The organism is Arthrobacter sp. 01T419 (assembly GCF_056398865.1).
Genome location: NZ_JBFTQF010000009.1, coordinates 87,826 through 110,373, shown reverse-complemented (window position 1 = coordinate 110,373; position 22,548 = coordinate 87,826). Strand labels below are relative to the sequence as shown.

Genomic DNA, 22,548 nt, shown 5'->3' with positions numbered 1-22,548 from the left:
CCGTGCCTGAGGGTGACTCGATCTGGCGCGCCGCGACGGAGCTTCACCGCGTACTAGCGGGTCAGGTGCTTGTCTCCTCGGATTTCCGCGTGCCCAGGTTCGCCACCCTCAGCCTGGCCCGATGGACCGTGTCCGAGGTAGTGCCACGGGGAAAGCACTTGCTCATGCGTCTGCTGGAGCCTGTGGAGGCTGGGAGCCGCACGGAGGTCGGGAGCGGCGCGCCTGGATCGGCGGAGGACGAACCGGACGCGATTGGACCAGCGAAGGTCGTGACAGCCCGCCGCGCCCTGACGATCCATTCGCACTTGAAAATGGAGGGAAGCTGGCAGGTCTATGCCCCCGGCGGCCGGTGGAGGAAACCGGGCCACACGGCCAGGTGCGTTCTCCGCACGGCGAGCGCCGACGTCGTCGGCTTCTCCCTGGGCATCCTCGAAGTGATCCCGACGTCGGACGAACCCCGTGTGGTGGGGCACCTTGGCCCGGATCTGCTAGGGCCGGATTGGGACGCCGAAGAGGCTGTTGGTCGGCTGCGGTCCGCGCCGGACACCCCGATTGGCTTGGCACTCCTCGACCAACGGAATGTGGCTGGCATCGGCAATATCTACCGCTGCGAAGCGTGTTTCCTGGCTGGGGTGCATCCGGCCGCGCCGGTATCGGCTGTCCAGGATCTGGCGGGGATACTCGAGGAAGCCAAGAGCCTGCTCGAGGCCAACTTAGGACCCGGGCCTCGGACGACGCGTGGCCCGCGAGCCCTGCGTCCTGGCTATTGGGTGTACGGCCGCGAGCACAAGCCATGCCTTCGTTGCGGTACGCCCATTCGCCGCGGCGTGCTGGGACCGGCGTCGGGCTTGGAGGACCGGAACATCTACTTCTGCCCGGAGTGCCAGCCCAGTCCCTTACTCCCGACGCGGGAATTACCTAGTGACACCGGAATTCCGGGTGCGTAGGGAAATTCGCGCGTCGGCAGAACGAATCCGTGTCACGCAGCGGCCGGCACTTCCTCCGGGGCACTCTTGGAAGCCTTCTCCGGAACCGTGAAACGAGGCAACAACAGCTGAACCACTGGCCCGATGGCCAACGCATACACCACGGTTCCGACGCCGACGGAGCCACCAAGCAACCAGCCCACACCGAGCACCACAACCTCGATCAAGGTCCGGGACAAGCGCACCGACCAACCCGTGCGGCGCGCAAGCCCCGTCATGAGCCCATCTCGGGCACCGGGGCCGAGGCGTGCGCCAATGTAGCAAGCGGAGGCGATGCCGTTGAGGACTACGGCACCGGCGAGCATGGCGATCTGGCCGCCCAGGTGGGAATAAGCAGGGATCAAAGCCAAGCCGATGTCCGCGAAGACACCCACCAACACGGCGTTGGCGAGGGTTCCGAAGCCGGGCATCTGCCTTAGCGGTATCCAGAGGAGCAGCACGAGGAAGCTGACAACCACCACGACGGTTCCGATGCTCCACCCGATCTTTCCCGCGACGCCTTGGTGGAACACATCCCAAGGGTCCAGGCCAAGGCCGGCCCGGATGAACATGGCCAGGGAGATCCCATACATTGCGAGGCCGATCAGGAGCTGGGTGATTCTGCGGGTCATCATGAAACCATGATCCCGAAAACTGGCATTGCTTTCCATAGCCAGTTTGCAATACTGGTCTTATGTCCGGATCCCTGAACCCCGCAGCCATGGCGCGTCTCCTTGGCGCATGGAACACTGGCGCCGCTCCCGCCTACCGCGAGCTTGCCGACGTCGTACGCCTTTTGGTGATGGACGGACGCATCCCGCTCGACGTCGCACTGCCCAGCGAGCGTGCGCTTGCCGTCACCCTGGGCGTCAGCCGGACCACCGTCACCGCCGCCTACGCCAGCCTCCGCGAGCAAGGATTCCTCAGCGGCGGGCAAGGCAGCCGGGGCAGGACGGGCATTCCGCACCGGACGATTCCAGTCAGCGGACCGGGCCTCGCTGTTCCGGAGGGGATTCTTGACCTCGCCTACGCCTCACTGCCGGCAACGGGCGAGGTGGTGCACCGGGCTTTTGCTGATGCGTTGATTGACCTCCCGGCGCTCTTGCCCGGTTTTGGCTACGACGCTGTCGGCCTCCCGCCCCTTCGGGAAGCCATCGCGGAGCGCTACACAGCAGCCGGGATACCCACGACGCCGGCGCAGATCTTGGTGACTTCCGGGGCTCAGCATGCCCTGAACATCATCCTGAAAACGCTGGCCGGTCGGCAACAGAAGGTCCTTGTGGAGCACCCCAGCTACCCCAACGCGCTCGATGCCATCCGTGCCTCGGGCTCCCGCACGGTTCCGGTGCCGATGCCGCCGGCCGCGGAGCCGATGTCAGGCGCTGGCGCCGATCCTGCCGCAGGCGCAGGCTGGGATATCGACGGCATGGTCGCCGCGATGCGCCACCAACGCCCCGCCATGGCCTACCTCGTGCCAGACTTCCACAACCCCACAGGGCGGATCATGTCCAATCTCCAGCGCCGACGCCTTGTCCGCGAGGCAGCAGGAACGGGCACTGTCCTGGTGGTGGACGAGACACTGCGGGAGCTAAACCTCGACGCCGTCAAAACCTCCCCGCTCGCAGCTTTCAGTCCGGCGGTGGTCACGATCGGTTCGCTCAGCAAGTCGCACTGGGCCGGACTCAGGACCGGTTGGATCCGCGCTGAAGAAGAGTTGATCAGCCGCTTCGTGCAGACCCGGACCACCATGGATCTGGGCGGGCCCGTCGTCGAGCAATTGGCCGCGGCACGGCTGCTCCGGGCCTTCGCCGAACCGCTGGACGCCAGGCTTGAGGAACTGCGACGGAACCGGGAAGCGCTCCTCGGACTACTCGCCGAGCACCTGCCCGATTGGCACGTCGAACGGCCGCGCGGCGGGCTCACGGCTTGGTGCAGGCTGCCGACGGCGTCGAGTACCGCGCTCACCGTCGTCGCCCCGGACTTCGGCGTGCGGCTGGCGGCCGGACCGCGCTTCGGAGTCGGCGGGGCGTTCGAACACTTCATGCGGGTCCCGTACACCTTGCCGCCGGCACAGCTCGAGACGGCGGTGTTGGCACTGCGAGATGCCCAAGCCAGGATCGACGCGTCTCCGCAGCTCCGGAGGACTTTGAAGGCACCCAAGGAAGCCGCCGCGGTCGCGTAGCCCTCCTCCCGCCCACCCAACTAGCTCGCATTTGTTGTCGTTTTGAAGGCTCAGAACGACACTAAGTGCGAGCCAGTTGGGTGATGCGGGGGCTACTCGTGCGGTACCGTGGATGAACCCATGCGCTGCTTTGCGGTGTTGGTGCCCGGCCCGACCGGAACATGCGCAGTGGCTTTGGCAAGGCCAAACTGCGGCATGCCGTTGTAGACCACCTCGATTCCGGACGACGGCACCTGATAAGTTTCGTGCCACACGCCAATGTCACCGCTTCCCGCGACTTCCTTCATGAAACGTCGCCACGGTCCCAAGTGCGGCGAATCCCTGTCCGCGGCAAAGCGCCTCAGATGCTCTGGACTCTCCCAGTAGCTGAGCAGCATGGTGGTGCGCCCGAACCACTGTTCGCAACCGAGCATTCCAGACTCGGGATGTGCTGCGAGATGGAGCAGCATGGTGGGCATGGCCGAGGCTACACGCGCAACTTTGCCGATCTTCCACCAATGGTTGGCCCGCATTCCGATAAGGAATACGGTCACTGATTCGCGCCCGGTGTCCGCTGTGAAGCGCCCCGGGAAGACTTCCTGTGCCATGTGAATCCTTCGGTCTGGGAACCGTATCTGAAGTTCCGCTCTTCGAGTTTCATAACGTTGTTATGAAACAATGTTATGAAACACTTGAAGGCATGGCAAGACCCATTGTTCATGACCAGCTCGTCCGGGAGCGGCTTCTTCAGGCAACGGCCGAACTCGTGGACCGGGATGGCCCCGCGCGAGTCACTCTCCGGGACGTTGCCGCAGCTGCCCAGACCTCAACCACGGCGATCTACTCACTTTTCGGCGGCAAGGCACAGTTGCTGACGGCCGCCGTCGACGACGGATTCCGCTCGTTCGGGGACTCGCAACGCCTCGCCGAAAGCGGCGGGCTCCGAAGCCTGGGCCTCGCCTATCGCTCCTGGGCACTGGAACATCCGGCTTTGTACCGGCTCATGTTTGGCGGCGCGCTTGCCAGCTATGTGGACTGCAGCCCGACGCCGGCAGTCGCCTCGGAAGCCATGCTTCCGCTAGTGGAAGCCGTGAATGCCGCACAGGAAGCGGGGGCTATTCGCCGCGATGATGCCGCAACGATCGCCATGTCCATCTGGGGGCAGGTCCACGGACTGGTGAGCCTGGAACTGGCGAACATGAATGACTCCGGAACCGATTGGGAAGGGATCTATGCCGCGGCGTTGGATGCGGTGGCGCGCGGCTGGCAATGACGCTCGAATTTCCACGCGACGCGCAGATGACCCGGCGACAACGGAATTCCGTTGTCGCCAGACCATTTGCGCGTCGGCCAGCGTTCTACCCGTCGGAGGACTTAGGCGTACACCTTCTCCAGGAACCCGCCCCAGGCCTTCGCGGTCAGTTCGGAATCGCCGCTGCCGCTGAAATCGTGCACCGTCATACCCACTGGGGCTCCGAAGGAGTTGCGGCCGAAGAAACGGTAGAGCGTATCGGCCGTCCGAAGGCCCAGGAAGTGCTGGTTGGAGAAGTCAAGTTCCCCGCTCAGCCGCCCCACGCCGTCGACGTCCACCTCAACCGTTGAACCCTGCGCAACGTCATCCACGCCGAGGGCCTTCTTCAGTTGTACGAAACCGTCGGGCGTCTGCGAGGCCGCCGGGCCCTGGATGTCCGTGAAGACTACGGGCTTGCCGTCGAAGTACTGCAAGTACTGACCCAGGGTGTGCAGGTAGAACTCCGTGTGCTTGCTGGCGCCGTCGTACTGCTCCTCCCAGTTGTCCGCGAAGATGCCACTGTGGACATAGTGCAGTTTGGCCCGGCCGCCGTCGAGCGGTTCCAGAACGTGCTCCAACTGGTTGAACCAGCCGTCCGGCCCGTCCATTCTCGACACGAGGTGGCTGGGGTATTCGTCCACGGTCTTCACGGCCGGCCATTGATCGGTGGGGAACATCCACGCCGAGGTGTCAGTGGTGACAGCCTGCCAGACCCGTTCAGGAGTGCCGGGCAGTTCGGTGTCGGCCACGATTTCGAATTCACGGTTGTCAGTCATTGTCCTGTTCCTTTTCTGGAGAGTGCTGCGTGTTTGTCTTGAGTACGGGATGAAGTACGACGACGAGGCGGTGCTTGCGTGCGCCGCTCGCCAGTGCGGAAGCACCGCCGTCGTGGTATTTGTCCACGAGCCGGGTCACCGCAACGCCGAGTTCCTCGGCAAAAGCGGCACGGTCCGACGCCGATCGGAAGGTGATTTCGCCGTCGATCGCGAAGCTCGCAAGCTTCTTCTTGGCCGCGGCCGCGCCCGCTATCAGCTTGCCCATCTCCTGGACCGTCCGGGCCGCGAGGGCCAGCAGCCAGAAGGCGGAAAAGCGGTCCGAGAAGCGTCGGGGATCCGGCGCCACGGATGCAAGCGCCACCGGCGAGATCAGGTACGACGCCGCCGTCGCGCGCAAAACGCGTTCGGTGACATTGCCCTTTTTCCGTTCCTCGACCAGCTCCACAAGCCCATGCCGCTCAAGGGCTTTGAGATGGTAGTTGACCTTCTGCCGGGGCAGGCCGACCTTGACCGCCAGCTGGGTGGCGGAACCGGGCTCGACAAGCTCCTGCAGGATGCGGGTGCGGATCGGGTCCAGCGACGCTTCCGCCGCGGCGGGGTCCTCGATCACTTCGATGTCCAACATGCTTCTATTGTGCCTACCGACAATTTTTATTGTCAAGAATTTTTTTCTCGTCGGAGGGTTGCGGGCGCCATGCACGAGCCCCGCCGGCCTGTACCCGTGCGGTTAGCGAAGGAGTACCCTGCGTGTATCACTGTCCTTGAGGTGCAAGATGAGGTTCAATAGTCCGCCCGCTGGGTCCGGAGCCGATTGGCCACTCAGGCGCCGCAAAGGGCGGATTCGAGCCTGGGTTTTACGGCGCCCTGCCCTCGCTGCCTTGTCCATTGTCGCGGTCATCGCGCTTGTGGGCGCTACAATCTTTTTCGGCGCCTCCTGGTCCCGGTCATTGGTGGCGTCAGGGGCGGGCGCAAGCGGTGCTGCGGGCGGTGCTGGGGCCGTGAATACGGGCATCTCAAAGATCCAACACGTCATCGTCATCATGCAGGAGAACCGCTCGTTCGACAGCTACTTCGGCACGTTCCCCGGAGCGGACGGGATACCGATGCAAAACGGTTCCCCCACGGTGTGCGTTCCGGATCCGGCCCACAGCTTGTGCGTGAAACCGTACTACGACCCGTCTGACCGGAACTCCGGTGGCCCGCACAGCCAGAACAACGCCACGGCTGACATTGACGGTGGAAAGATGGACGGGTTCATTGCCCAGGCCGAGAAGGCGTCAGGAAACTGTGCACCTAACGCCCCAGCCTGCGCGGGCGGCAACCAAAGCGACGTGATGGGCTACCACGACGCGCGTGACCTGCCCAACTATTGGGCATATGCCAAGGACTTCACGCTTCAGGACCACATGTTCGAACCCAACGCCTCTTGGAGCTTGCCCGCCCACCTGTACATGGTCTCGGAATGGTCGGCCAAATGCAGCCGGGCGGACGACCCGCAATCCTGCGTCAATGCCCTTCAGAATCCGGGCAGCCCGCCGGACTTCACCACCTCAATCCAGTCCACACTCATCGGCAAGTGCCGGGCCGGCCTGCAGAACAAGACCTGCAAGGACGCGCTCGCCGCAGCGGGGATCACCCCGGACATCGCGACCCAACTGCACACCCTCATCACGCAAAACTGCGCCGGCTCGGATTCCTACACGAGTTGCCGGGCCGCGATCGACAAAGCAGCCCTCCCCGAAGCGCTCAAGCAAAAGCTGCTGGCGGCCGCCAAGCTGCTTGCTCCCCCTGACTACGCCTGGACCGATCTGACTTACCTGCTGCACAAACAGAACGTGCCCTGGGCCTACTACGTCTTCAACGGCACCGAGCCCGACTGCCAAGACGACGCAGCCATGACCTGCGCTCCCGTAACCCAGAACGCGAAAACCCCGGGCATCTGGAATCCGCTGCCCTATTTCGACACCGTGAAGCAGGACGGCCAGCTCGGCAACATCCAGTCCCTCGCCAACTTCTACGCCGCCGCCAAGAAGGGCACATTGCCTGCCGTGAGCTGGATCGACCCCACCGGAGCCGTCAGCGAACACCCCCCGGCACTGATCAGCACCGGGCAGGCGTACGTCACGGGCCTGATCAATGCCGTCATGTCGGGCCCGGACTGGAACAGCACCGCCATTTTCCTCTCGTGGGATGACTGGGGCGGTTTTTACGACCACGTCACCCCGCCCACCGTCGACCAGAACGGCTACGGCCTCCGCGTCCCGGGAATCGTCATCAGCCCCTATGCCAAGCAAGGCAACATCGACCACCAGATCCTCAGCCACGATGCCTACGCCAAGTTTATCGAAGACGACTTCCTCCACGGCCAACGCCTCGACCCAGCCGCGGACGGACGGCCAGATCCCCGGCCCGGCGTCCGTGAGGACAACCCCCAGCTTGGCAACTTGGTGAACGACTTCAACTTCAACCAGCAGCCCATCAAGCCTGTCATCTTGCCCGGGGGCACAACGTACTAGGCGGCCCCCGGGGCTGCCCTTGTTGCAGCCCCGGTAGAATGGACCGGTGATGCAATCCCCCCTTCCAGTGCGCGACGGCGTCAACGCCACCCGTCTGCGCCTCCCGGACGAGGGGCCTTGGGACACCGCAATGGACTACATGATGCACCGCTGGGGCCACATCGATCCCCAGGGCATCGAGGACAGGTTCGACGCCGGCGAGATCGTCGGCGAAGGCGGCGCGCCACTTGACCGCGGCACCCCGCTCGAAGAACACACCTTCATTTGGTACTACCGAACCCTGCCGCCGGAAACCCGGATGCCGGTGGAGATCAACATCCTGCACCAGGACCAGCACCTCTTGGTGGTCGACAAGCCCCACTTCCTGCCCACCACCCCGGGCGGCACCTACATCCAGGAATCGGCGCTCGTCCGGCTCCGGAACCAGCTGGACCTGCCAGACCTCATCCCGATGCACCGCCTCGACCGCATGACCGCCGGTGTGCTGCTGCTCTCCACCAACCCGAAGACCCGCGGCAAGTACCAGGTGCTCTTCGAAAAGCGGCAGGTGCAAAAGGAGTACGAGTGCGTCTCTGCCGCGGCACCCGCCGCAGGCTTTCCCGCCGTCGAGCTCCCCGCCGTCGTGCGCAACCGCATGACCAAATCCCGCAGCTACCTGCTCGCCGAAGTGATCGACGGCGAACCCAACGCGGAGACGCGCATTGAGCTGCTGAGAACGTTCGACGGCGGCGGGCACGACGGCGGCGCCGCTCGCCGAGCGCTGTACCGGCTTGAGCCCCACACGGGCAAGACCCACCAGCTTCGCGTGCACATGGCTTCGCTCGGGCTGGGAATCGTGAACGACGCGTTCTACCCCGAGCTCCTGGACAAAGCCCCGGACGACTATTCCAAGCCCCTGCAATTGCTGGCCCGTGGCATCCGATTCGTTGACCCCATCAGCAAGCAAGCCGTGGAATACCGGAGCGAGCTTGAGTTGAGCGAAGCCCACCCCGCCTGACGCTCGCTCACCAATACCGGCCCCTCCCCCAACCCTCGCTCACCTATCACGGCTTTTCCTCAAACCCTCGCTCACCAATACCGGCCCCTCCCCCAACCCTCGCTCACCAAAATTGGGGAACATGTCCACCCTGTGTCATATCTGCAGGAGGGTCGACCGAACGGGCAGCATAAGTGAACGAGCGTCGGGGTGACGAGCGCTCGCAGCACCGAAACGAAGGCGGGCTCCCAGCCTCCAACCGGACCGGACGTATATGCTCAGTTTTGCCGGCCTGGCGACCAGGCGCGGTATTCGGTCTCGCGAAAAGGAACCACATGGCCCACGCTGAAAACGAAGTCTCGATCAACCGCCCCGCAAACGACGTCTATGCCTTCTTGGCAGACGGGCTCAACAACAAGCTGTGGCGTCCGGCCGTCAAGACTGCCGCCCTCGCGAGCGGCGAAGCTGGCGCCCAGGGTGCTGTGTACTCCCAGACGCTGGCCGGCCCCGGTGGTCGCACGATCGCCGGCGACTACGAGATCACCGAAGCCCAGCCGGGCAAGCGCCTCGACTTCCAGGTCATTGCTGGCCCGGCCCGCCCAACTGGATCCTTCACTTTGGACGAAAACGAAGGCCGCACCACAGTGCGCTTTGCCTTGGATCTCCAGCCCAAGGGCTTCATGAAGCTCATGGGCTCGATGATCACCAAGACCATGGAGTCGGAAGTCGGACAGCTCGGCCAGCTGAAGACCGTGCTTGAAGAGGGCCCCGCCTGAAGCTCCCCCGGGACGTGCGGGGTCCAAGAGTGACTACGCCCCCGGCATCAGGCCGAGCTGGACCATCATTCCGGCGACATCGGGGTGGGCGCTGAACGAGGTGTACTTGCCATCCCGCACCGATGCAAAATAGGAACCGGTGCCCGTGACACTCTTTCCCGTCGCGGGCAGTTCCATGCCTCCAACCACGAGGGGGCCGGTGTTCGTACCAGTGAATTCGACTTCGGCAGCTACGGCGTCCTCAGTGACCACCCGATTGACACTGCGCACATGCATGTCAGGAAACGCCGTGAACCATGTCTCCATGTACTGCCGCACCTGATCCGTCGAGTGCAGTGCCTCGGGCAGCGACACATCCGATAACGTGAAAACATCCGCGAACAGGTCAGCAAAGTCAGCGGCGTCATGGTGGTCCCAAGCCGCCATGCCACGATCATCCAGCCGCCGAACTTCTTCGATCAACATCATGTACCTCCCTAAAACTCGGCCCCGGCAGGGGGTGCCGGGCCCTGTTTTTTGATCTTAGGACGGGCATTAGGCGGGGACAATGAGCTGCGAAAACTCCGGAATTACCAAGCCGTTCCGGGAAAGAACACGCTCCGGAACACGTCGGTTGTCTCTGCGCTGAACAGCACAAATTCCACGAGTTCCAGCTCACCGGAGCCGTCGTCGCCAAAGCGACGGACGGCGTCGAGCGCTACAGTGGCGACATCCCGCGCGTCCCAGCCATAGATCCCCGCGCTGATTGCGGGAAACGCAACGGAACGTGCCCCGAGGGACACTGCCACTTTCAGGCTCTCGTGGAAACACGAAGCCAACAGTTTCGGATCGCTCTGGCCGGCGTGCCGGTTGGGACCGACGGTGTGGATCACCCATCGGGCAGGCAATGTGAACCCGGGAGTGGCCACGGCCTGGCCCACTGGCAGACCGTCTGGCAAGGAGGTCCTTCGAAGCTCCCGGCAAGCGTCCACAAGCTCAGGGCCGGCGGCGCGGTGGATGGCGCCGTCGACTCCGCCTCCACCCATCAAAGAAGAGTTGGCCGCGTTGACGATCGCATCGACGTCGCGCGTCGTGATGTCGCCTTGCAGGATCTCAAGCCGCATGGCGCCAGTCTTGCACGACACTCCGTCGGATGCACCAAAGTGGGGTAATTTGTGCCCATGGACATCACCGCCGCCGATGGCTGGGGAGCCGCGATCTATATCTGGATCATCCCCATGGTGGTGGGCGATGCCTTCTTCCCGCCCATCCCCTCCGAGATGCTGGTGATTACTGGTGGCGCGCTGGCGGCCGAGGGCCGGGTCAACTTTTGGCTCGTGGGTTTGCTTGCCGCCGTCGCGTCTTGGTTGGGCGACATTCTGGTATTCCAGCTCTTCAAACGCCGTTTGAGCCATATCCTGGACCGCTGGGCGTGGGGTCGCAAAGTCCATCAGGGCATCCATCGGGCCATCGCCAAGGCCGGACGTTCTTCCACCTACGGTGCGATCATCGGCGCCCGGTTCATCCCAGGTGGGCGGCTTGCCGCCTCGGCCGCTGCCGGGATCGCCGAGGTTTCCTCCCGCGGTTTCAGCCTGTGCGCTGGTTTGGGCGGGCTGCTGTGGGCCACCTGGCAGGCAGGATTGGGTTATTTCGCAGGCTCGACGACGAAGCTTCCGTTCTGGGCGAGCTCACTGATCGGCGTCGGCGTGGGGTTGCTGATCGGCGTCGTGGTGGGCGTGATCGTCACGCGTCGCCGGGGCGACCGCTCGCCGGTGGACGAGCCGGGCGAGCCGCCGCATCTTTAGGCGCTGCCCTTTTGAGCGGTCGCCGCCGTCGGACTCAGATCGGCGACCATTTCCCCCGCATGCGGCGCAACACGTAAAGGTTCCCTGTGAGCGCAACGCGTTCGACGGCGTCGCGCATCATGGCTGCCGACGCGCGGGCCTCGCTGTTCTCGCCTGGGTAGTCGCGGGCCTCCACCAGGAAGCGAACACTGATCTGCGGCACGCCGCCAGCGATGTCCAGCTGATTGGCTTCGACGTGGTGCCGCGTCTCCAAGGCCTCGACCGCAGCGGCCATCACCGACTCGGGCGGGTTGCCCGGTTTGAGCCCGGTGATCTTCAACTTGGTCTGGAACGAAGGCATCCATCAACCCTAAACGCTCGCTCACCTATGGCGCCCCAACCAGGAACGCTCACTCACACATGAGCCCAAACGGCGGCTCCCTCCTGCAGATGATCTGCAGGAGGGAGCCCGATTCTTCGTTCAGAAATGAGCGAGCGTTCCCAAAAATGCCCACATAAGTGAGCGAGCGTCGCAAGGGAAGGGAAGGGAAGCGTCGGAAGGGAAGGTGAGCGTTAGCCGGTGTTGCGGAGGCCGGCGGCCACACCGTTGACGGTGATGAGCATGGCCCGTTGGAGTCGCTCGTCGATCTCGGCGCCGGAAATGGAAGCTTCGCGGACGCGGCGCAACAACTCCACCTGCAGGTAGCTGATGGGGTCGAGGTATTGGTCACGGATTTCGAGGGAACGCTTGAGCGTCGGCTGGGCTTCCAGGAGCTCGGTTTCGCCGCTCAGGAGTTCCACTTCGGCAACAGTGAGGTCGTACTCAGTGCGGATCGCTTTGAAGAGGTGGTGCAGCTCTTCCGGAACCAGCGAAGACACATAATGCCCGGCGATGTCCATGTCCGTCTTGGCCAGGGTCATCTCCACGTTGGAAATCACGGACTGGAAGAAGTGCCAGCGCTTCATCATCTCGGCAAGCTCGGCGGTGTTGCCAGCCTCGCGGGCGGCCTTCAGGCCTGAGCCCACTCCGAACCAGCCCGGAACGATCTGCCGCGACTGGGTCCAACCGAACACCCACGGGATGGCCCGCAGCCCACCCAGTCCCGCGCCGGAGTCCGGGCGCTTGGAGGGACGCGAGCCGATGTTCAGGGATCCGAGCTGCTCCACCGGTGTCGAGGCCAGGAAGTACGCGGGCAAGTCCGGATCGTCGATCAGCGAACGGTACTGGGCGAACGCGGCGTCGGAAATGATCTCCATGACCTGCCCGTAGCGTTCGCGCTCGTCTTCGGAAGTGCGCGGGGTCCGGTGCAGCGCAGAGCCTTGCATCACGGCGGCCAGTGAGAGCTCCAGGTTTTCGCGGGCGAGCTCCGGGAGGGAGTACTTGTCCGAGATGACTTCGCCTTGCTCGGTGAACTTGATGGCGCCTTCCAGCACGCCGTTCGGCTGGGCCATGATGGCGTCGTAGGTCGGTCCGCCGCCACGGCCCACGGAACCGCCGCGGCCATGGAAAAGCCGAACGTTTACGCCGTGCTTGGCGGCGACGTCGCGCAGCTTTCGCTGGGTTTTGTGGATCTCCCACTGGCTGGTCATGACACCGGATTCCTTGTTGGAGTCCGAGTAGCCCAGCATGATCTCCTGGACGTCCCCGCGCAGCCGCACCAGCGAACGATATGACGGATCGGAAAGCAGCAGGTCCACGATTTCGGCCGAGGCGCGCAGCTCTTCCACGGTTTCCAGGAGCGGGGCGAAGCCGATCTTGGCATACGGAGCCGCGCCGAAGAGGTCGATCAGCCCAGCCTCACGGGCCAGTACGGCGGCGGCCAGGACATCGTCCGCGCCGCGCGTCATGGAAATGATGTAGGTTTCGACGACGTCCGGCCCGTACGTCTGGAGGGCGTGGCGGATGCTGCGGAAGACGTCGTACGTGCGGTCGCCGTCGCCGTCGAGCTTGATGGGGTGGCCGGACAACGGCCGGCGGGAAGCCAGCTCCGCACTCAGTCGCTCAAAGCGCTCGGCGCGGCTCAATTCACCGTAGGGGGTTCCGACGCCGATCCGGTCCACCAACTGCCCGACGGCGTCGTGGTGGTAGTCGGCGTGTTCACGGATGTCGAGGGTCGCCAAGTGCAGCCCGAAGGAAGCGATCGCGCGGCGGACACGGGCCAGGGCGCCGTCGGCCACGAGCACGGCCGAGTGCTTCCGCAGCGAGGCCTCCAGCAGCTCAAGTTCGGCCAGCAGCTCCGACGTTGAGGCGTAGTCGCGGCCGGCTTCGTGGTATTTGGACGCAGCCACACGACGGCCCGTGTTGAGGAGCTTGGCCTTGATGCACGTCAGTTTGAGGCGGTACGGCTCCTGCGCGTTCAGCTCCAGGATGCGCTTGTCCAAGCCGGGCAGGTTCTTGAGGTCGACGGCGATCGAGTCCAGGAGGTCCTCTTCCGCGTCCACCAGGGCCGTCGAGTTGGAGAGGATCGAAATCAGTTCGTCGATCATCGAGATGCTGATCCGCACGGCATGCTGGTTCTGAAGCTGCAGGATTTCTCGGGTGACGGAAGCGGTGACGTTCGGGTTGCCGTCGCGGTCTCCGCCGATCCAGGAACCGAAGCGGATGGGGGCGTTCTGCGCGGGGAGGACGACGCCGTGCTCACCCAGCAGTTCAGTGAGGTCCGTGAGCATTTCCGGCATGGCGTCGGTCAGGATGCTGCTCAGGTAGTAGATGGCGTTGCGGGCCTCGTCCACTGGGGTGGGGCGGACCTGGCGCAATTCGTCTGTCTGCCACATCTGGTCGATGATCTCGGCGAGCTGGCGGTCCTGGCGGCGGCGCGCTGCCGTGCCCTCAAGGGTTGACTCGGCCAGGACATCCGAGAGCTTGCGGATCTTGTCCAGCACCGAACGGCGCGAAGCCTCGGTGGGGTGGGCGGTGAAAATAGGGCGAACGTCCAGCTTATTGACGACATCCTGCAGGGCCTGGGTTCCGGCCTCGTCGGCGATCTCGGCCACGGCTTTGGCTAGCCAGCCGTCCTTTTCCTGGCGGGTGCGCAGTCCGCGGACGCGGTGCACTTGCTCGGCGGCGTTGGCGAGGTGGAAATAGAAGGCGAAGGCGCGGACCAGCTCGGTGGCTTCCTCAAGCGGCAGGGAGGCGAGGAGCTCCCGGACCTGGGCGACGACGTCGTGCGCGCTCCACGGGCCGGTAGCGTCAGCCCCACCGCGGGCGGCTTCCTTGGATTCCTTGGTAAGCAGGCGCACTTGCTCGACGAGCTGCAGCAGCTCCGGGCCGTGCTGACGTACCAGCGACTCTCCGAGAAGCGTGGAGACGCGGCGGACGTCGGCCCGCAGTTCCGCGGCAAGGTCGGTGCTGAGATGTGCAGTGTCAACCATGAAAATACCTTCTGGCGTTGGGTGTGGCCCGTACACTGCGCTGGATACTGTGAGCCGGATTACTAATATTCCTAGGGAATCCTACCCGTAGCTCTTGAGGCTGTGGGAATCCGTCTCAGATGTTGTCGCTGAGTCCGCCGTAGCCGCCCGCCCGGGCTGCCGTGCCGCCCAACTGACTCGCAGTTGTTGTCGTTATCAGCCCTCAGAACGACAACTACTGCGAGTTAGTTGGGTTCCGGGAATGGCGGCGAGAGGTGCATGGTTAAGCCAACGACACACCGCCCGAACCGCTGGAGGAACCATGAGCACAACAGCCCCCGCAACTGATGCCCAGCTCGAACGCTGGCAGCGTTTCCGCAACGGCCGCAACGCTGCCCTCGCGGCGGAACACGGCTGGCTGACGCTCACGTCCTTCCAGTGGCTCGAATCCGCACCTGCCGCCGTCGAACTCGTCCCGGGGCTCTGGTCAACGGACGGCACGACGGCGACACTCACCGCGAGCGCAGCTGATGGACTCACGCTCGTGGAGACGGGAGCTCCCGTGGATGGCACGATTTCGGCCACACTCCAGGATGAGGAATCGCTCATCTGGGTGCAGTTCGGCGGCGCGGATGGCACGGAGGTGGTGGTGGAACTGGCCATGCGCGCGGACAAGTACGCCATCCGCACGAGGGACGACTCCTCGCCGGTGTTGACGGAGTTCGACGCCGTTCCCACCTACGAATACAACCCGGATTGGGTGCTCGAGGGCCGTTTCGAGGCGTACCCTGAACCGGTGGATGTACCGATCGGGACGGCCAACCCTTTGGTGGACGGGGTGCATCGATCCGTGGGCGAGGTCGTTTTCCGGGCGCCTGGCCTTCCCCACGAGATCCGCCTGCACGCCGAGGCCGAGAAGCTCGGAGCGCTCACCGTCACCTTCCACGACGAAACGAACGGCAACACCACGGACGAATGGCGCAAGCTGGCGGTTTCACGTCCCCGGCACGATGGCTCAGTGGTGCTGGACTTCAACCGCGCCATCAACTACCCGAGTGCTTTCACGCCGTATGGCACGTGCCCCATGCCCGTGACCGGAAATTCGATCGACGTGGCGGTCGAAGCCGGGGAGAAACTGCCTGCGGGCCGGATCGTCTGAGCCGAGTCGGCTAAACGCAGTCGTCTAAACCAAAAGCGTTACATCTCATACGAGGCAGGGTACACTCTTCTTGGAAAGCGCTTACCAAGCGCCCCGAAACGACACTGACGTCAGCAACCCCGCCCCCGGGGGACAGATGAGGAGAGCTATGGGCACCCTGTCCGCGCCCGTCCCGGCAGAACACAAAGAGCCCCGCCATGAGCCCAGCAACGTGGCCCTTGTGGGGGTCCACGGCTTCGGCGCGCACCACTTGGAGAACCTCGAAAGGCTCCAGGCCAACGGCGTCGTGCGCCTTGTCGCCGTGGCGGATCCGAATCCGCCTACTCCCGGTGCGCTCCCACCCGGAACCGCTGTATTCAGCAACTTGGACGAACTCCTGGCGGGAATCCCCGCCCTGGACCTGGTCATTGTGGCCACCCCCATCCAGACGCACGCTCAGCTCGCCCTCACAACGCTCCCCTACGCAGACCTGTACCTCGAGAAGCCTCCAGTCGCTTCCCTTGCCGACTTCAATCGCCTGCAGGAAGCCGCCACCGCCGCCGGCAGGAGCGTTCAGGTCGGCTTCCAAAGCCTCGGATCCCGGGCTCTCCTGGCCATTGAGGAACTGCTTGCGGCGGGAGAGATCGGCACGCTTCTGGGCATCTCGGCCACCGGGCGTTGGGTGCGTGACCGCGCCTATTACAAGCGCTCCCGCTGGGCGGGCAAACGCAGCCTGGACGGCGTCGATGTCGTCGACGGGGTAGCAACCAACCCGCTGGCACACGCCATCGCCACCGCGCTGAGGATCGCGGGGGCGCGGACGGTGGACGATCTTGCCTCCGTGGAAACAGACCTGTACCGCGCCAATGACATCGAATCCGACGACACCTCGGTGATCCGGATCCGGACCGCCGAAGGCTTGCCCATCACGTGCGCGCTCACCCTGTGCGCCGCCGAATCCGTGGAACCGTACATCACCCTGCAAGGCAGCGAAGGCACGGCGGTGCTCTACTACACCGAAGACCGCCTCAGTGTCAGCTCTGCGTCCGGCGAGCGTGAAACGGCATACAGCCGGGTAGACCTCACCGAGGACCTACTGGAGCACCGTCACCAACAGCGCTCCGCGCAGCGCCCTGCATCCGCCGCACCGCTGATCAGCCCGCTCGCGGACAGCGGCGCCTTCATGCAGGTGCTGGAGGCGATCCGCACCGCGGAATCTCCGGCGCTGATCCCGGAGCGGTACGTCACTTGGGAGGGCGAGGGTGACGCTGCCCGTGCCGTGATCGTCGGAATCGAAGATGCATTGGAACGCGCGACGGCGGCCCACGCCACGTTCAGCGGACTTGGCTTGCCTTGGGCGCGGCCAGCCGTCGACGCCGGAAGGCCTGTTTTGAGCCTGCCCGACGGCGGTCTGCCGAGCCCCACTGTTGTTGAAGCCGGGCAGCGCGGCGCTGCTGTGTTGGCAACCCTGCAGAGCGGTGCCGGCCTTGCCACGAGGCTCTCCCCGAGGCCCTATTTGCACCCGGTCCGAACACTCGCCGGTGTCAAGGTCACCGATCACCTGCCGGCCGACCACTCTTGGCACCTTGGCGCGGGATTCGCGTTGCAGGACGTGAATGGCAGCAATTTCTGGGGCGGCAAAACGTACACCCGTGCTGCCGGGCGCTACGAAGAACGGCAAGACCACGGCTGCATCATCGAGGTGTCCGCAACGTCCCGTCCAGGCCTGCTGGAGCAGGAATTGAGCTGGCAAGCACCAGATGGCACCGAACTGCTCCGGGAACGCCGCACCACCCGCTCCAGGCTGCTTGACCGCCGCACATGGCAACTGGACCTGACAACAGAGCTGACCGCCGTCGTCGACTCCTCCTTGGGCAGCCCTGGCTCGAACGGTGCCCTCGGAAGCGGCTACGGCGGCTTCTTCTGGCGTTTGCCCGCCTGCTCCGGCGCGGAAGTCTTCACAGCGGAAAGGCACGGCGAACCCGAAGCCCACGGCTCCGCATCGCCGTGGCTGGCCTGGACGGCGGACTTTACTGAAGGCCCCGCCACCCTGGTGTTCGCTGCCCCGGCTGAGGCGCAGGATCCCTGGTTCGTCCGGATGGCGGATTATCCCGCAGTGGGTTCGGCCCTTGCGTGGGACCGGCCGGTTGAGCTTGCGGCAGGCGAATCCTTGGTCCGCTCCTTCACGGTGTGGATCGTCGACGCCAAGTTGTCTCCGGCTGAGGTTGCCAAGCTGGCGGCCGGCCGGGACTCCGCCGCAGGATAGGTACGCAGAAAGGCGGGGGCACCACATGGTGCCCCCGCCTGTTTGCGCTGGGGTGTTTATGCGAAGGGCAGCACAAGCTCCGCGTACCGCTGCTTCATGGTTTCCAGGACCGAATCGCCGTCGGCGTCCCAGATGTCCTGGTTGAAGATCTCCACCTCGATGTCGCCGGTGTAGCCGGCGTCGCGCACCCAGGTACCGATCGTCGCGAAGTCGATCACGCCGTCGCCCATCATGCCGCGGGAGAGCAGGGCGTCGGCGGCGATGGGGAGGTTGAAGTCGCACACTTGGTACGAGGCGATCCGGCTTTCCCGGCCAGCCCGCTGGATCTGCTGCTTCAGTTCCGGATCCCACCAGACGTGGAAAGTGTCGACGGCGACGCCGACCGCCTTTGCGTCGTAGGGTGCGGCGAGGTCGAGTGCCTGTCCGAGTGTGGAAATAAGCGCACGGTCCGCTGCGTACATCGGGTGCAGCGGCTCAAGGACCAAACGGACCCCGTGCTCGACGGCGAAAGGAACCAGGTCCTCGAGCCGATCGGCCACGCGCTGGCGGGCCGCGACGACGTCCTTCTCCCCCGGCGCCAGGCCGCCGACCACCAGGAACAGCTCCTGCGTGTCCAGCGCCACCGCTTCCAGGACCGCCGCCCGATTGTCGGCCAGCGCAGCCGCCTGCCCTTCGGCGTCGGCCGCCGTGAGGAAGCCGCCGCGGCAAAGGGACGAAACCCGGAGTCCACCGTCCTTGATCAGCTTGGCGGCCTTGTCCAAGCCGGCGTCGGCGACGATGTCCCGCCACGGCCCGATCGCCGGAATTCCGGCCCGGACACAACCGTCCACAGCCTGGGCCAGCGTCCATTTCTTCGTGGTGGCGCTGTTCAGTGACAACCGCGAAAAGTCCGACAACCTTGAAAAGTCGCTCATGCGCCCACTCCGTTGATCCTCAGGAAGTCGGACATCCGGAACGCGGCCAGCGCGGGATCGCGCAGGAGCCCGGCTTGGTCCGCGAGTTCGAAGGTCCGTGCCAGGTGGACCACCGAACGGCCGGAATGCAGGCCGCCGACCATCTGGAATCCGGGCTGCTTTCCGTTGAGCCAGGACATGAAGGCGATCCCGGTCTTGTAGTAGAACGTGGGGGAGCTGAAGATGTGTTTGCCCAGTTCGCGGGTGGAGTCCAGGATGGCGCGCCCGTCCGCAGCGTCGCCGGCGTCGTACTTCTGCAACGCGAGTGAGGCGGCAGGGTAGATCGCGGCGAAGATGCCCAGCAGCGCGTCCGAGTGGTGGATCCCGTCGCCGTCGATCAACTCCGGGTAGTTGAAATCGTCCCCGGTATAGAGGCGCACGCCGTCGGGAAGCGCGGCCCGCAGCGCAATCTCATGGCTGGCGTCGAGCAGCGAGACCTTCACGCCGTCCACCCTGTCCGCGTGATCGCGTATCAGGCCAAGGAAGGTTTCTGTCGCTTCGGTGACTTTGTCCGAGCCCCAATAGCCGGCGAGTGCCGGATCGAACATAGTTCCGAGCCAGTGCAGGATGACGGGCTGGTCCACTTCCCCTAGGAGCGTGGAGTAGACGTGCAGGTAGTCCTCGCGGCTGGCAGCCACTTTGGCCAGTGCCCGGGACGCCATGATGATGACTTTTGGTCCGGCTTCGCTCACGACGGCGATCTGCTCGCGGTACGCGTCCAGCACGGCCTTGACTCCGGCGGGACCCTCGGGCAGCGCTGCGAGGTCCAGCTGGTCGGTTCCGGCGCCGCAGGACACGAGGTCCTGGACGGTCTTGCCGGCGGTGGCGGCGTTGCCGGACGCCACCACGGAAGCAGCTTCGACGCCGGTGCGCTTGATGAGCTGCTGCGTCGCGGCCCAGTCCAGGCCCATGCCGCGCTGGGCAGTATCCATGGCATCGGCAACACCCAGGCCGTAGGACCACAGCTCGTGCCGGTACGCCATGGTGGCGTCCCAGTCTAGCCGGGCCGGGGCGCCCGGAGTGTTGTCGGCTGTCGCTTCGGGAATCACGTGTGCCGCCGCGTAGGCCCGCCGGGACGTCAGCGGGGCCGTCGGCTTGGGCCACGACGTGGCTGGCTGCAGCGTGTAGGGGCGAGTGCCGCCGTCGTTCGTGGGAAGGAGAAGGGAGGTCATCAGAGCACGGTCTCCGGGATATCGATGGTGCGGCGCTCGTCGTTGGACTGCAGGCCGAGCTCGGCGAGCTGCACGCCGCGGGCAGCGGAAAGCAGGCCGAAGCGATGCTCGCGGCCGGCGACGACGTCGCGTAGGAATTCTTCCCATTGCAGCTTGAAGCCGTTGTCCAGATCGTCGTTGGCGGGCACTTCCAGCCATTGGCTGCGGAAGGATTCGGTGACGGGCAGGTCCGGGTTCCAGACGGGCTTGGGAGTGTGGGCGCGCTGCTGCGCGACGCACTTGTTCAAGCCCGCGACGGCCGAGCCGTGCGTGCCGTCGATCTGGAACTCGACCAGTTCGTCCCGGTAGACGCGGACGGCCCAGGAGGAGTTGATCTGGCCGACGACGTCGTCCCCGCCCGGGGTCTCTAGCTCGAAGATGCCGTAGGAAGCGTCATCCGCCGTGGCCTTGTATTCCTTGCCCTGTTCGTCCCAGCGGGTCGGGATGTGGGTGGCGGTCTTGGCATTAACGCTCTTGACCTTGCCGATGATGCCTTCCAGGACGTAGTTCCAGTGGCAGAACATGTCCGTTGTCATTCCACCGCCGTCTTCCTTGCGGTAGTTCCAGGACGGGCGCTGTGCCGCCTGGATATCGCCTTCGAAGACCCAGTAGCCGAATTCGCCGCGGATGGACAAGATGCGGCCAAAGAAGCCTTCGTCCACCAGGCGGCGCAGCTTGACCAGGCCCGGCAGGTAGAGCTTGTCGTGCACCACGCCTGCCGTAACGCCGGCTTCCTTGCCGATGCGGGCCAGCTCAATGGCTTCCTCCAGCGTCTCCGCCGTCGGCTTTTCGGTAAAAATGTGCTTCCCGGCGCGCATGGCCTTCTTCAGCGTCGCTGCGCGGAGGCTGGTCATCGATGCGTCGAAGACGACGTCCACCGTGGGGTCATTGATGACCGCGTCAAGGTCCGTGGACCACTCGGATACCTTGTGCTTTTCGGCGAGTTCGCGGATCTTGCCCTCGTTGCGGCCCACCAGGACCGGTTCAACCTGGATGCGGGTGCCGTCCGCCAGGGTGAAGCCCCCGGCGTCCCGGATGGGAAGGATGGAACGCAGCAAGTGCTGGCGGTAGCCCATCCGGCCGGTGATGCCGTTCATGGCGATTCTTACGGACTTTGTTGCTGTAACAGAATTGGTGCCCATGAGTCCTCTTCAATGGTAAGTAAATGAAGTGGGAAAGCGCATTCCCAATGCATCCATGATGACACGCGAGCGCGTGGCTGGCAATCGCTTTCCCGGAGCGAGTTCCGACTGCAATAATCGGATGTTGCTGAAGGTGCCCAAGACCAAGGTTTTGAAGAGGAGTTGTCCGTGACTGCAAGCACGCTGTCCGAAGTGGCCAAACTGGCCGGCGTCTCCCCGGCCACCGCCTCCCGGGTGCTCAATGGCTCCGCCAGGACGCCGGCACCGGAGATCGCCGAGCGCGTCCGGCAGGCGGCAGACACCCTCGGCTACATCGCGAACGCCCAGGCCCAGGGCCTCGCAAAAGCGCGCTCCGGGTTGATCGGGCTGATTGTGCACGACATCACCGATCCCTACTTCTCCGCCATAGCCCGCGGAGTCCAGGCCGCAGCACGGGAGCAAGGCAAGATGGTCTTGCTGGCCACCACCGAGGGCACTCCTGCCGACGAACGGGCCGCCGTCGCCGCCTTCGCCGCACGCAGGGCGGACTCAATCGTCATAGCGGGATCGCGGTCTACCCAGCCGGGCGATAAGGACAGCAATACCGAGCTCGCGGCTGAACTTGACCGGTATTGCCGCAATGGCGGCAAGGTCGGCGTCGTGGGGCACTCCATCGTGGGGGCCTCCCATCCGGATGGGTACCACGTGGTTGACGTTCCGAACGAAGAATTGGCCGCGAAGCTCGCCGTCGAACTTTCCGCCGGCACGCAAGGGGACTTCGTGATCATCGGCGGCCCCGAAGGACGTCTGACATCAGATGACCGTATCCGCGGCTTCCAGCGGGGGCTGAGCGACGCCGGGCTGCCGGAGGCCGAGGTGATCCGTAGCCGGTTCAACCGCGAGGGTGGCTATGAAGCCGGACTCCAGCTTGCAGCCCGGATCAAAGCCGGACAATCAGGGGGTACCAGGCTGTGCATCTTCGCGGCGAACGACGTCATGGCAATCGGCGCAGTGGCGGCGCTTCGCTCCGAAGGCCTTCGGATTCCCCGGGATGCTCTCATTGCAGGATTCGATGACATTGAAACCCTGCGCGACTTCCGGCCGCCCCTGACCACCGTGAATCTGCCGCTTGAAGAGATCGGCCGGCTCGCCGCACTTGGAAGCTCCAACGATCGAGACGGAAGCGAGGATGCCAGCGCCCATTCCTCCGTCACGGGCACAGTTGTGCTGCGACGAAGCACCGAAACAGCATCGGCCCCAGGATAATCCCCGGAGTTCCCACCG

The 22,548-nt window shown here is 64.7% G+C and carries 21 protein-coding genes; 10 read left to right on the top strand and 11 right to left on the bottom strand.

Annotation, left to right across the window (positions count from 1 at the left end; all coding sequences use genetic code 11):
* The first annotated feature begins 2 nt into the window (after positions 1-2).
* Complete coding sequence (locus AC1DLO_RS14515) at positions 3-947, top strand: Fpg/Nei family DNA glycosylase (RefSeq protein ID WP_476890388.1); 945 nt, start codon at positions 3-5, stop codon at positions 945-947.
* 32 nt (positions 948-979) lie between these two features.
* Here the strand turns inward: AC1DLO_RS14515 and yczE are convergent, their stop codons facing one another.
* Entirely contained in the window at positions 980-1,600 is a 621-nt protein-coding gene (yczE, locus tag AC1DLO_RS14510; RefSeq protein WP_476890387.1) for a membrane protein YczE, read from the bottom strand.
* Between the two features lie 59 nt (positions 1,601-1,659).
* Here yczE and yczR point away from each other — a divergent pair, with 59 nt between their 5' ends.
* On the top strand, positions 1,660-3,147 hold the full coding sequence (yczR, locus tag AC1DLO_RS14505) for a MocR-like transcription factor YczR (RefSeq protein WP_476890386.1): 1,488 nt from the start codon (positions 1,660-1,662) through the stop codon (positions 3,145-3,147).
* A gap of 92 nt (positions 3,148-3,239) precedes the next feature.
* On the opposite strand, the gene AC1DLO_RS14500 is transcribed toward yczR, so the two are convergent.
* Positions 3,240-3,734 (bottom strand): DUF4188 domain-containing protein, encoded by a 495-nt coding sequence (locus AC1DLO_RS14500; protein ID WP_476890385.1) that lies wholly within the window; start codon positions 3,732-3,734, stop codon positions 3,240-3,242.
* 92 nt (positions 3,735-3,826) lie between these two features.
* Between AC1DLO_RS14500 and AC1DLO_RS14495 the strand changes: the two genes are divergently transcribed.
* Positions 3,827-4,399 carry a TetR-like C-terminal domain-containing protein gene (locus AC1DLO_RS14495; protein ID WP_476890384.1) on the top strand — a complete coding sequence of 191 codons (573 nt, stop codon included), beginning with the start codon at positions 3,827-3,829 and terminating at the stop codon, positions 4,397-4,399.
* A 101-nt stretch (positions 4,400-4,500) separates the two neighbouring features.
* Here AC1DLO_RS14495 and AC1DLO_RS14490 read toward each other — a convergent pair whose 3' ends face one another.
* Complete coding sequence (locus AC1DLO_RS14490) at positions 4,501-5,193, bottom strand: SRPBCC family protein (RefSeq protein WP_476890383.1); 693 nt, start codon at positions 5,191-5,193, stop codon at positions 4,501-4,503.
* Positions 5,186-5,818, bottom strand: a complete 633-nt coding sequence (locus AC1DLO_RS14485) for an ArsR/SmtB family transcription factor (RefSeq protein ID WP_476890382.1) — start codon at positions 5,816-5,818, stop codon at positions 5,186-5,188. Before AC1DLO_RS14485 ends, AC1DLO_RS14490 begins: the two co-directional genes overlap by 8 nt.
* A 253-nt stretch (positions 5,819-6,071) precedes the next feature.
* On the opposite strand from AC1DLO_RS14485, the gene AC1DLO_RS14480 reads away from it, so the two are divergent.
* The 3 genes from AC1DLO_RS14480 (at position 6,072) to AC1DLO_RS14470 (ending at position 9,461) form a co-directional block, all read left to right on the top strand.
* Positions 6,072-7,709, top strand: coding sequence for an alkaline phosphatase family protein (locus AC1DLO_RS14480; protein ID WP_476890381.1), 1,638 nt, complete (start codon positions 6,072-6,074; stop codon positions 7,707-7,709).
* A gap of 49 nt (positions 7,710-7,758) precedes the next feature.
* Positions 7,759-8,706, top strand: a complete 948-nt coding sequence (locus tag AC1DLO_RS14475; RefSeq protein ID WP_476914515.1) for an RluA family pseudouridine synthase — start codon at positions 7,759-7,761, stop codon at positions 8,704-8,706.
* A 314-nt stretch (positions 8,707-9,020) separates the two neighbouring features.
* Positions 9,021-9,461 (top strand): SRPBCC family protein, encoded by a 441-nt coding sequence (locus tag AC1DLO_RS14470; RefSeq protein ID WP_476890380.1) that lies wholly within the window; start codon positions 9,021-9,023, stop codon positions 9,459-9,461.
* A 33-nt stretch (positions 9,462-9,494) separates the two neighbouring features.
* Here the strand turns inward: AC1DLO_RS14470 and AC1DLO_RS14465 are convergent, their stop codons facing one another.
* Entirely contained in the window at positions 9,495-9,929 is a 435-nt protein-coding gene (locus AC1DLO_RS14465) for an ester cyclase (protein WP_476890379.1), read from the bottom strand.
* A gap of 101 nt (positions 9,930-10,030) precedes the next feature.
* Complete coding sequence (locus AC1DLO_RS14460) at positions 10,031-10,564, bottom strand: O-acetyl-ADP-ribose deacetylase (RefSeq protein ID WP_476890378.1); 534 nt, start codon at positions 10,562-10,564, stop codon at positions 10,031-10,033.
* A gap of 57 nt (positions 10,565-10,621) precedes the next feature.
* On the opposite strand from AC1DLO_RS14460, the gene AC1DLO_RS14455 reads away from it, so the two are divergent.
* Positions 10,622-11,245: a DedA family protein gene (locus AC1DLO_RS14455; RefSeq protein WP_476890377.1), complete on the top strand. Its 624-nt coding sequence runs from the start codon at positions 10,622-10,624 to the stop codon at positions 11,243-11,245.
* 34 nt (positions 11,246-11,279) lie between these two features.
* Here AC1DLO_RS14455 and AC1DLO_RS14450 read toward each other — a convergent pair whose 3' ends face one another.
* Positions 11,280-11,585, bottom strand: a complete 306-nt coding sequence (locus AC1DLO_RS14450) for a hypothetical protein (protein WP_476890376.1) — start codon at positions 11,583-11,585, stop codon at positions 11,280-11,282.
* 212 nt (positions 11,586-11,797) lie between these two features.
* Positions 11,798-14,596, bottom strand: a complete 2,799-nt coding sequence (gene ppc, locus AC1DLO_RS14445; protein WP_476890375.1) for a phosphoenolpyruvate carboxylase — start codon at positions 14,594-14,596, stop codon at positions 11,798-11,800.
* Positions 14,597-14,897: 301 nt separating this feature from the next.
* Here ppc and AC1DLO_RS14440 point away from each other — a divergent pair, with 301 nt between their 5' ends.
* A complete protein-coding gene (locus AC1DLO_RS14440) occupies positions 14,898-15,734 on the top strand; it encodes a DUF1684 domain-containing protein (protein WP_476890374.1) in 837 nt (278 codons plus the stop codon).
* Between the two features lie 148 nt (positions 15,735-15,882).
* Positions 15,883-17,979 (top strand): DUF6807 family protein, encoded by a 2,097-nt coding sequence (locus tag AC1DLO_RS14435; protein WP_476890373.1) that lies wholly within the window; start codon positions 15,883-15,885, stop codon positions 17,977-17,979.
* A 56-nt stretch (positions 17,980-18,035) separates the two neighbouring features.
* Here AC1DLO_RS14435 and AC1DLO_RS14430 read toward each other — a convergent pair whose 3' ends face one another.
* From AC1DLO_RS14430 to AC1DLO_RS14420, 3 genes are read right to left on the bottom strand one after another with little or no spacing between them, the layout of a single operon-like run.
* Positions 18,036-18,875: a sugar phosphate isomerase/epimerase family protein gene (locus AC1DLO_RS14430; RefSeq protein WP_476890478.1), complete on the bottom strand. Its 840-nt coding sequence runs from the start codon at positions 18,873-18,875 to the stop codon at positions 18,036-18,038.
* Between the two features lie 14 nt (positions 18,876-18,889).
* Entirely contained in the window at positions 18,890-20,104 is a 1,215-nt protein-coding gene (locus tag AC1DLO_RS14425) for a dihydrodipicolinate synthase family protein (protein ID WP_476890372.1), read from the bottom strand.
* Positions 20,104-21,240 (bottom strand): Gfo/Idh/MocA family protein, encoded by a 1,137-nt coding sequence (locus AC1DLO_RS14420; protein ID WP_476914506.1) that lies wholly within the window; start codon positions 21,238-21,240, stop codon positions 20,104-20,106. Before AC1DLO_RS14420 ends, AC1DLO_RS14425 begins: the two co-directional genes overlap by 1 nt.
* Before the next feature lie 213 nt (positions 21,241-21,453).
* Here AC1DLO_RS14420 and AC1DLO_RS14415 point away from each other — a divergent pair, with 213 nt between their 5' ends.
* Positions 21,454-22,530 (top strand): LacI family DNA-binding transcriptional regulator, encoded by a 1,077-nt coding sequence (locus AC1DLO_RS14415; protein ID WP_476890370.1) that lies wholly within the window; start codon positions 21,454-21,456, stop codon positions 22,528-22,530.
* Positions 22,531-22,548: the final 18 nt, after the last annotated feature.

What these genes read in the sequence shown, in the direction of transcription:
- yczE (WP_476890387.1), bottom strand. Translation starts at nt 1,600, where the DNA reads ATGATGACCCGCAGAATCACCCAGCTCCTGATCGGCCTCGCAATGTAT.
- yczR (WP_476890386.1), top strand. Translation starts at nt 1,660, where the DNA reads ATGTCCGGATCCCTGAACCCCGCAGCCATGGCGCGTCTCCTTGGCGCA.
- AC1DLO_RS14500 (WP_476890385.1), bottom strand. Translation starts at nt 3,734, where the DNA reads ATGGCACAGGAAGTCTTCCCGGGGCGCTTCACAGCGGACACCGGGCGC.
- AC1DLO_RS14495 (WP_476890384.1), top strand. Translation starts at nt 3,827, where the DNA reads ATGGCAAGACCCATTGTTCATGACCAGCTCGTCCGGGAGCGGCTTCTT.
- AC1DLO_RS14490 (WP_476890383.1), bottom strand. Translation starts at nt 5,193, where the DNA reads ATGACTGACAACCGTGAATTCGAAATCGTGGCCGACACCGAACTGCCC.
- AC1DLO_RS14485 (WP_476890382.1), bottom strand. Translation starts at nt 5,818, where the DNA reads ATGTTGGACATCGAAGTGATCGAGGACCCCGCCGCGGCGGAAGCGTCG.
- AC1DLO_RS14475 (WP_476914515.1), top strand. Translation starts at nt 7,759, where the DNA reads ATGCAATCCCCCCTTCCAGTGCGCGACGGCGTCAACGCCACCCGTCTG.
- AC1DLO_RS14470 (WP_476890380.1), top strand. Translation starts at nt 9,021, where the DNA reads ATGGCCCACGCTGAAAACGAAGTCTCGATCAACCGCCCCGCAAACGAC.
- AC1DLO_RS14465 (WP_476890379.1), bottom strand. Translation starts at nt 9,929, where the DNA reads ATGATGTTGATCGAAGAAGTTCGGCGGCTGGATGATCGTGGCATGGCG.
- AC1DLO_RS14460 (WP_476890378.1), bottom strand. Translation starts at nt 10,564, where the DNA reads ATGCGGCTTGAGATCCTGCAAGGCGACATCACGACGCGCGACGTCGAT.
- AC1DLO_RS14455 (WP_476890377.1), top strand. Translation starts at nt 10,622, where the DNA reads ATGGACATCACCGCCGCCGATGGCTGGGGAGCCGCGATCTATATCTGG.
- AC1DLO_RS14450 (WP_476890376.1), bottom strand. Translation starts at nt 11,585, where the DNA reads ATGCCTTCGTTCCAGACCAAGTTGAAGATCACCGGGCTCAAACCGGGC.
- ppc (WP_476890375.1), bottom strand. Translation starts at nt 14,596, where the DNA reads ATGGTTGACACTGCACATCTCAGCACCGACCTTGCCGCGGAACTGCGG.
- AC1DLO_RS14440 (WP_476890374.1), top strand. Translation starts at nt 14,898, where the DNA reads ATGAGCACAACAGCCCCCGCAACTGATGCCCAGCTCGAACGCTGGCAG.
- AC1DLO_RS14435 (WP_476890373.1), top strand. Translation starts at nt 15,883, where the DNA reads ATGGGCACCCTGTCCGCGCCCGTCCCGGCAGAACACAAAGAGCCCCGC.
- AC1DLO_RS14425 (WP_476890372.1), bottom strand. Translation starts at nt 20,104, where the DNA reads ATGACCTCCCTTCTCCTTCCCACGAACGACGGCGGCACTCGCCCCTAC.
- AC1DLO_RS14420 (WP_476914506.1), bottom strand. Translation starts at nt 21,240, where the DNA reads ATGAACGGCATCACCGGCCGGATGGGCTACCGCCAGCACTTGCTGCGT.